Annotated in this window: 7 protein-coding genes; 5 read left to right on the forward strand and 2 right to left on the reverse strand. The window is 68.9% G+C overall.

What is annotated here, in order from left to right; translation table 11 throughout:
* The first annotated feature begins 43 nt into the window (after positions 1–43).
* The 3 genes from QZ271_RS02255 (at position 44) to QZ271_RS02265 (ending at position 2,551) form a co-directional block, all read left to right on the forward strand.
* Positions 44–832, forward strand: a complete 789-nt coding sequence (locus tag QZ271_RS02255; protein ID WP_291428577.1) for an enoyl-ACP reductase — start codon at positions 44–46, stop codon at positions 830–832.
* A 268-nt stretch (positions 833–1,100) separates the two neighbouring features.
* Positions 1,101–1,514: an isochorismatase family protein gene (locus QZ271_RS02260; RefSeq protein ID WP_291428578.1), complete on the forward strand. Its 414-nt coding sequence runs from the start codon at positions 1,101–1,103 to the stop codon at positions 1,512–1,514.
* Complete coding sequence (locus QZ271_RS02265) at positions 1,511–2,551, forward strand: M42 family metallopeptidase (protein ID WP_291428579.1); 1,041 nt, start codon at positions 1,511–1,513, stop codon at positions 2,549–2,551. The genes QZ271_RS02260 and QZ271_RS02265 overlap by 4 nt, the downstream gene beginning before the upstream one ends.
* Before the next feature lie 53 nt (positions 2,552–2,604).
* Here the strand turns inward: QZ271_RS02265 and QZ271_RS02270 are convergent, their stop codons facing one another.
* A complete protein-coding gene (locus tag QZ271_RS02270; RefSeq protein ID WP_367114290.1) occupies positions 2,605–3,015 on the reverse strand; it encodes a c-type cytochrome in 411 nt (136 codons plus the stop codon).
* Between QZ271_RS02270 and QZ271_RS14495 the strand changes: the two genes are divergently transcribed.
* Together QZ271_RS14495 and QZ271_RS02275 are read left to right on the forward strand one after the other, a co-directional pair.
* The gene (locus tag QZ271_RS14495) at positions 2,897–3,163 is read left to right on the forward strand and encodes a pentapeptide repeat-containing protein (protein ID WP_367114291.1); all 267 of its coding nucleotides are present in this window, start codon (positions 2,897–2,899) and stop codon (positions 3,161–3,163) included. The two genes, QZ271_RS02270 and QZ271_RS14495, sit on opposite strands and share 119 nt — an antisense overlap.
* 73 nt (positions 3,164–3,236) lie before the next feature.
* Positions 3,237–3,971, forward strand: a complete 735-nt coding sequence (locus QZ271_RS02275) for an IclR family transcriptional regulator (protein ID WP_291428583.1) — start codon at positions 3,237–3,239, stop codon at positions 3,969–3,971.
* 143 nt (positions 3,972–4,114) lie between these two features.
* On the opposite strand, the gene QZ271_RS02280 is transcribed toward QZ271_RS02275, so the two are convergent.
* Positions 4,115–5,842 (reverse strand): dynamin family protein, encoded by a 1,728-nt coding sequence (locus QZ271_RS02280; RefSeq protein WP_291428584.1) that lies wholly within the window; start codon positions 5,840–5,842, stop codon positions 4,115–4,117.
* Positions 5,843–6,110 lie beyond the last annotated feature (268 nt).

The following is a 6,110-nucleotide window of genomic DNA, read 5'->3' on the forward strand; positions in this document are numbered from 1 at the left end:
CCGGCTTCAGCAGGCTCACGCGCGGGTTGCTAGAGTCCCCCCCATGAGTGTCAGTATTGACTTGAGCAGTAAAACGGCCCTGGTGATGGGCGTAGCGAACGCACGCAGCCTCGGCTGGGCCATCGCGCAGCAGCTTCTGGCGGCCGGGTGCCGGGTGGGTTTCTCGTACCAGGGCGAACGCCTGAAAGGTGAACTGGACAAACTGCTCGCCGGACACGAGAACGTCTGGACCCAGCAGGCCGACGCGACCAGCGAGGACGACCTGGGCGCCCTGTTCAGCCGCGTCAAGGACGAATTCGGGGGACTGGACTACCTCGTGCACTCCATCGCGTTCGCGCCCCGCCCGGCCATGGACGGCCGGTTCCTGGACACTACCGAAGCCGACTGGAACACCGCCCTGAACGTCAGCGCGTACACACTGGTTTCCACGTGCCGGCACGCCGAGAGCCTGCTGCGTCCCGGCGGCAGCGTGATCAGCCTCACCTACCACGCGTCGCAGAAAGTCGTGCCCAGGTACAACGTGATGGGCGTGGCCAAGGCCGCGCTGGAAGCCACGACCCGCTACCTGGCCAGCGAGATGGGCGCGGCCGGCGTGCGCGTGAACACCATCAGCGCCGGCCCCATGCGGACCATCGCGGCCCGCTCCATCCCAGGCTTCGGAACCATGTACGAGAAGGCCGCCGAGGCCGCCCCGCTGGGCCGCAACGCCACGCCCGACGAGGTCGGCAAGCTCGCGCTATTCCTGCTCAGCGACCTGGGCAGCGGCCTGACCGGGCAGACCGTGTACGTGGACGCCGGGTCCAGCATCATGGCCATGAAGGCCGAGGGCTGAACCGGGAAGGCTGAGGCGGACCCGGATTGATTCAGAACTGCACCAAATCAATCGGAATCCGTATCATACAGAGTCCGCTCCATCCCACCACAGTCGGAAAAGCGCCGCCTGCGGCTCCACACCGCGGACTCCGTATGCTGTTCCTACTCGCGTCCGCTCGGATTGATTCAGAAGTGCACCGAATCAATCGGAATCCGTATCAGTGAAACAAACGCAGTCCGTATGGCCCGGCGCCGGGCTCTGCACGCCCTGCCCTATTCTGGGCGGCATGACTCTGACCCCGAACGCCCTGCTGCTGCTGAACGCCCAGCGTCACGATCTGGAGGACCGCAACGACCAGCGGGCGCTGGTGCGTGACTGGGCGCACCACGTGGATGGAGCGCGCGCGGCCGGGTGGCTGGTGGCGTTCGTGCAGTGGGACGCTCCGCCCGGCGCGGACTGGGAGACCTTCTCGAAGGGCTGGACGCTGCACCCGGACTTCCGGGCCGAGCAGGGCGACGTGCTGATCCGCGCCGCCGGCCCGGACGCCTTCGAGGGATCGGACCTGGCGGCGCAGCTGCATGGGCGGGCTGTACAGAACCTGCATGTGCTGGCGCTGCCGGGGACGCCGGAACTCGCGGCGACCCTGGCGTCCGCGCAGGCCGGGGGGTTCGTGATCGCTGAACTGGACGTACCGGCGTGAGCGCGCCGGGCCTGAACCTCGGGTACATCCTGGACGTGCTGGTGCGCCTGCTGGACACGCCCAGCCCCACGGGCTTCACGGACCGCGCCGTGACCCTGATCGAATCGGAATTGCGGGCGCTGGGCGTGCCGTCTCGCCGGACGCCCAAGGGCGCGCTGAGCTGGGAGGTGCCGGGCACGGGCGCGGGTCACGTGACGTTCAGCGGGCATGTGGACACGCTGGGCGCGATGGTCAAGGGCGTCAAGGACAGCGGGCGCTTGCGGCTGTGGGCACTGGGCGGGTACGACTGGGCGACCGTGGAGGGCGAGGACGTGCACGTGCACACGCAGGCCGGGCGGGAACTGACGGGCACGGTCGTGAACGTCCGGCAGAGTACGCACGTGCACGGCGCGGCGCTGCGGGATCTGAAACGCGAGGCGGCCGTCATGGAAGTCCGGCTGGACGAACCGGTGCTCAGTGCGCGGGACGTGCTGGCGCTGGGCGTGGGCGTGGGGGATTTCGTGAGTTTCGACGCGCGGCCCCGCGTGACCGGCAGCGGGTACGTCAAGGCCCGGCACCTGGACAACAAGGCAGCTGTCGCGGTGTTCCTGGCTGTCACGCGCGACCTGCTGGCCCGCCCGGCGGGCGTGACGGCGGCCTTTCACATCACCACGTACGAGGAGGTCGGGCACGGCGCGGCCACCGGCATTCCCGCGCACACCGATGAGCTGATCGCCGTGGACATGGCGGCGGTCGGGGACGGGCAGACCAGCAGCGAGCATCACGTGACGCTGTGTGTCGCGGACGGCGGTGGGCCATACGATCACGCGCTCGGGAATCGGCTGCGCGCCGCCGCCCACACGGCCGGGCTGGACCTGCGGGTGGACATCTACCCCTTCTACGCTTCCGACGGCACGGCGGCGTGGCGGGCCGGTGGGGATTACCCGGTCGCGCTGATCGGGCCGGGCGTGGACGCCAGTCACGCCTACGAGCGCACGCACACCGACGCCCTGCGCGCCACGGGTGACCTGATGCTCGCGTACCTGCGCCGCGACTGAACGGGACAGGTCCTCTCCAGACGGCGGGCGTTCCAGACGGCGGGCGTTGCGGTTCAGGGCGCGCGCGGTGTGTCCTGCCGGCGCGGCAGCAGCCTGGAGAGGTTCCCGGTGTTCAGGCCGGTGTCCGGGAGTATGTGGCCGTTCTGGCCGAGCAGGTACGCGGTGACGTCCAGCACCTCCTGCGGGCTCAGGGTGCCGCGCTGATCCTGGGGCATGGTGTCGCGGATCAGGTCGTGCAGGCCCAGGGGCGGCAGGTCCGCGAAGCCTGCCTCGAAACTCTCGTCGCGCAGACTGGGACCGGTCAGGCCTTCCAGGCGGTCGCCGTGACACATGGCGCAGGCCAGGATGTACACCGTCTCGCCGCGCGCGGCCTGCCTGGCTGGGGCGGTGCTGGCCGGGAGGGCGCTGTCGGGGGCGGTGTTGACCGGGGCGGTGCTGACTGGGACAGAAGCCGGGGCCGCCACGATCGGCAGGGCGGCGAGGCCAAGTGCCAGCAGGCCCAGCAACAGGGTGCGGTTCAGGCGCGTGGCTCGGGGGGTGGGACGGGCAGGCACAGGGGGCACTGTAGCGTGCGCTTCCTTGCAGGTGGCGCCCCTGGGACTGGATTGCTGAACCCGGTCGAAGGAAGGCAGGAACCGGGGAAAAAGATGTATACAATCTGCCATCGTCCCTGTAGGCTGGACGTGTGCTCTCACTTCAGAAAGCGGCCACCATTCTGGGAGCTTTCAGTGCCGAACAACCCGAATGGGGCGTCCGGGCGCTGGCCTCTCACCTGGGCGTACCCCGCGCCACCGCGCACGCCTACCTCGCTGGCCTGACCGAGGCGGGCTTCCTGCGCCGCACTCCCGCCGGCAAGTACCGCCTGTCCTGGCATCTCGCCGAGATGGGCGCGCAACTGACCGCCTCGCTCCCCTGGTTCCCGGAGGCCCGCACCCTGATCACCCGGCTGGCCCTGGAAGTGCGCGCCGTGGCGTTCCTGTGCATCCTGGAAGGCGAGGAAGTCGTGGCGACCATCCGCGAACGCCACCCGGACGCCGACATCGACCTGCCGCTCGACGTGTACTTGCCCGCCACTGCCACCGCCAGCGGCAAGATACTCTACGCCCACGCGGACATCACCCCCCGCAGTTTCGAGGCGTGCACGCCCAGTTCCATCACCTCACTGGACGAATGGAACACCGAGGTCGCCAAGGTCCGCCGCCTCGGGTACGCCTACTCCATCGAGGAATGGATTCCCGGGCAGTGCACCCTGGGCGTGCCCTACCACACGCTGCACAGCGGCCTGCCCGACAGTCACCCCAGCGACACGGTCGTGGCGGCCATCGGCGTGCAGATGAGCGCCGCACGCTACCTGCGCGAGGAACGCAGCATCCGCGAACGCGTCCTGCAGATTGTCCGTGAGGCCGAAGCGATGCCCTGACCCCGGGCAGGGGCCATTTAAGTACACTGCGTTTATCCTGTCGATAAACCGCGCGGAGCGCGCAGCAGCAGAAAGTACGTTGGAGCGGGAATGGAGAGGTTCCGGCGCTTTCCCGGCATGGCGCCATGTGAGCTTCAAGGTACTTAGCTGGCTGCGCTTCCTGGTGGCAGCGGCGGAGCGGACAGCGCCCCCACCTCGGTCCTCAGGGCGTCTAGTTCCGCCTGGAGCGCCGTGAGTTTGCGCTCGGCGTCATTCAGGCGCGTCTGCTCCTGCGCCGTGAACTGCGTGAATGGCCGCACCGCGTCCCGCAGGCGCGTATCGGCCCGCTCCTGCTCGCGCCCGTACTCACTGCGCACGATCCGCTCCAGGGCCTCGCGCAGCGCCGCGACCTTCTCGCGGAGCTGCCGGTGCGCCTGCAACCTCTTGTTCGGCAGGACGAACAGACCCAGGCTGCCCAGCGTCAGGCCCGCCAGAATCCCGCCCGTGAAATCCAGCGCGGACGCCCCGATCAGCGCGCCCAGGCCCGCCCCGATGCCCAGGCCACCCGCCAGACCACCCACTGCGCCCTTCATGGCGTCCTCGGCGTCGCGCGACAGTTGCCGCGCCAGTTCCGTCTGCGTGGTCGTCTGCAGGTGCTGCTGCGCGCTGCCGGCAATCCCCTCCAGGAGCGCCGCCCGGTCGTAGCTGAAGCGGGTGCGGGCCACCGCGGACTCCGGTTGCCGCCGTGCCAGGAACACCTGCACGTCCTCCCAGAAGCCAAGGTTCACCTCCACGAAGCGGTCGATCATCGTCCCGAACTGCCGGTCGATCGCGTCCGGCAGCTCTGCCACGGCCTCCCGCCGGAACGCCTCCTCCAGCTCCCGCCCGTTGAGCAGGCCGCGCAGGTTCCCGAACCGCAACTTCTCGTCAATGAACCGGTCGGCACGCACCTCGAACTCGCTCAGCAGGCGGTTCACGCGGTTGAGCTGCCCGTCCAGTTCGCCCAGGGTGTTCTCCTGGTGCGCCAGCTGCCGCGCTTCCAGCTCCCGTAGCACCCCCAGGTCCTCGGACAGGGTTTGCCGGGCCGCCGTACCCCGCGCCGCCTCACCCGCCAGCAACTCCGCGACCGTGCCCAGCGGACTCAGCAGCTTCAGGCGCGTGCGTTCCGTCTCGGACAGCCGCATCCGCAGCACCTCACGAAGCGCGTGGAAGCCCACGTCCCCGCCCCGCTGCTCGGCCCGCGCGCTGATCAGCAGCACCGGCGGCGTCAGGCCCAGCACGCCCCGCGCGCCCACCTCCACGAACGCCCGCACCTGCGCCCTTTGCTCCGGCGTCTCCAGCAGGTCCGCCTTGTTCACCACCATGATCACGCTCCGGCCCCAGCGCGCCGCCAGCGACAGGAACTGCCGCTCGGACTCCGTGAACGGCCGGTCTGCCGATGTCAGGAACAACACCAGATCCGCCCGGGGCAAGAACCCCTCCGTCAGCGCCTGATGCTGCCGGATAATCGCGTTCGTGCCCGGCGTATCCACCAGCGCCACGCCTTCCAGACTCGGCAGCGGGTACGTCAGACGACTCACGAAGGGATCGCGCGTCGCCTCCATCTGCCCCGGCACCTCACCGTTCACCAGCACGTAAATCCGGTCCGTGGTCGGCGTTACTCCCTCCGGCAACACCGACGCGCCCAGCAGCGCATTCACGAACGAACTTTTCCCCGCATTGAACTCCCCGACCACCACCAGCAGGAACGCCTCATCCAGCGCCCGCACCGCCAGGCGCGCGCCCTCCACCACCTCCGGCGGAGCCCCCTGCCCCACCAGCAACCCCAGCACGTCACCCAGGAGCGCCCGCTCACGCCCCAGCAGATCCTGCACCCGACTCGACACCAGCATGTCAGACAGCCTACTCGCCCCCAACCGACCACACCTTCAGCAAATCCACACTGCCCCTACCGGGGGTCACGCGAAGCTGGCGACCAGGGCGGACTGCATCCGTCCCCAGCCAGACTGATAAGGATTCCGATTGATTCGGTGCGGGCAACTGCTCAGCAGGGGACGATCAGACAGAGAAATTGGGCATGAGAATATCCCCCGTGAACACGCTGACCAGTCCATGCCAGCTGTTCAGACCCTGCTTGCCCAGCGTCGAGATATAGCTCCT

This window comes from Deinococcus sp., assembly GCF_018260555.1.
Classification (GTDB): domain Bacteria; phylum Deinococcota; class Deinococci; order Deinococcales; family Deinococcaceae; genus Deinococcus.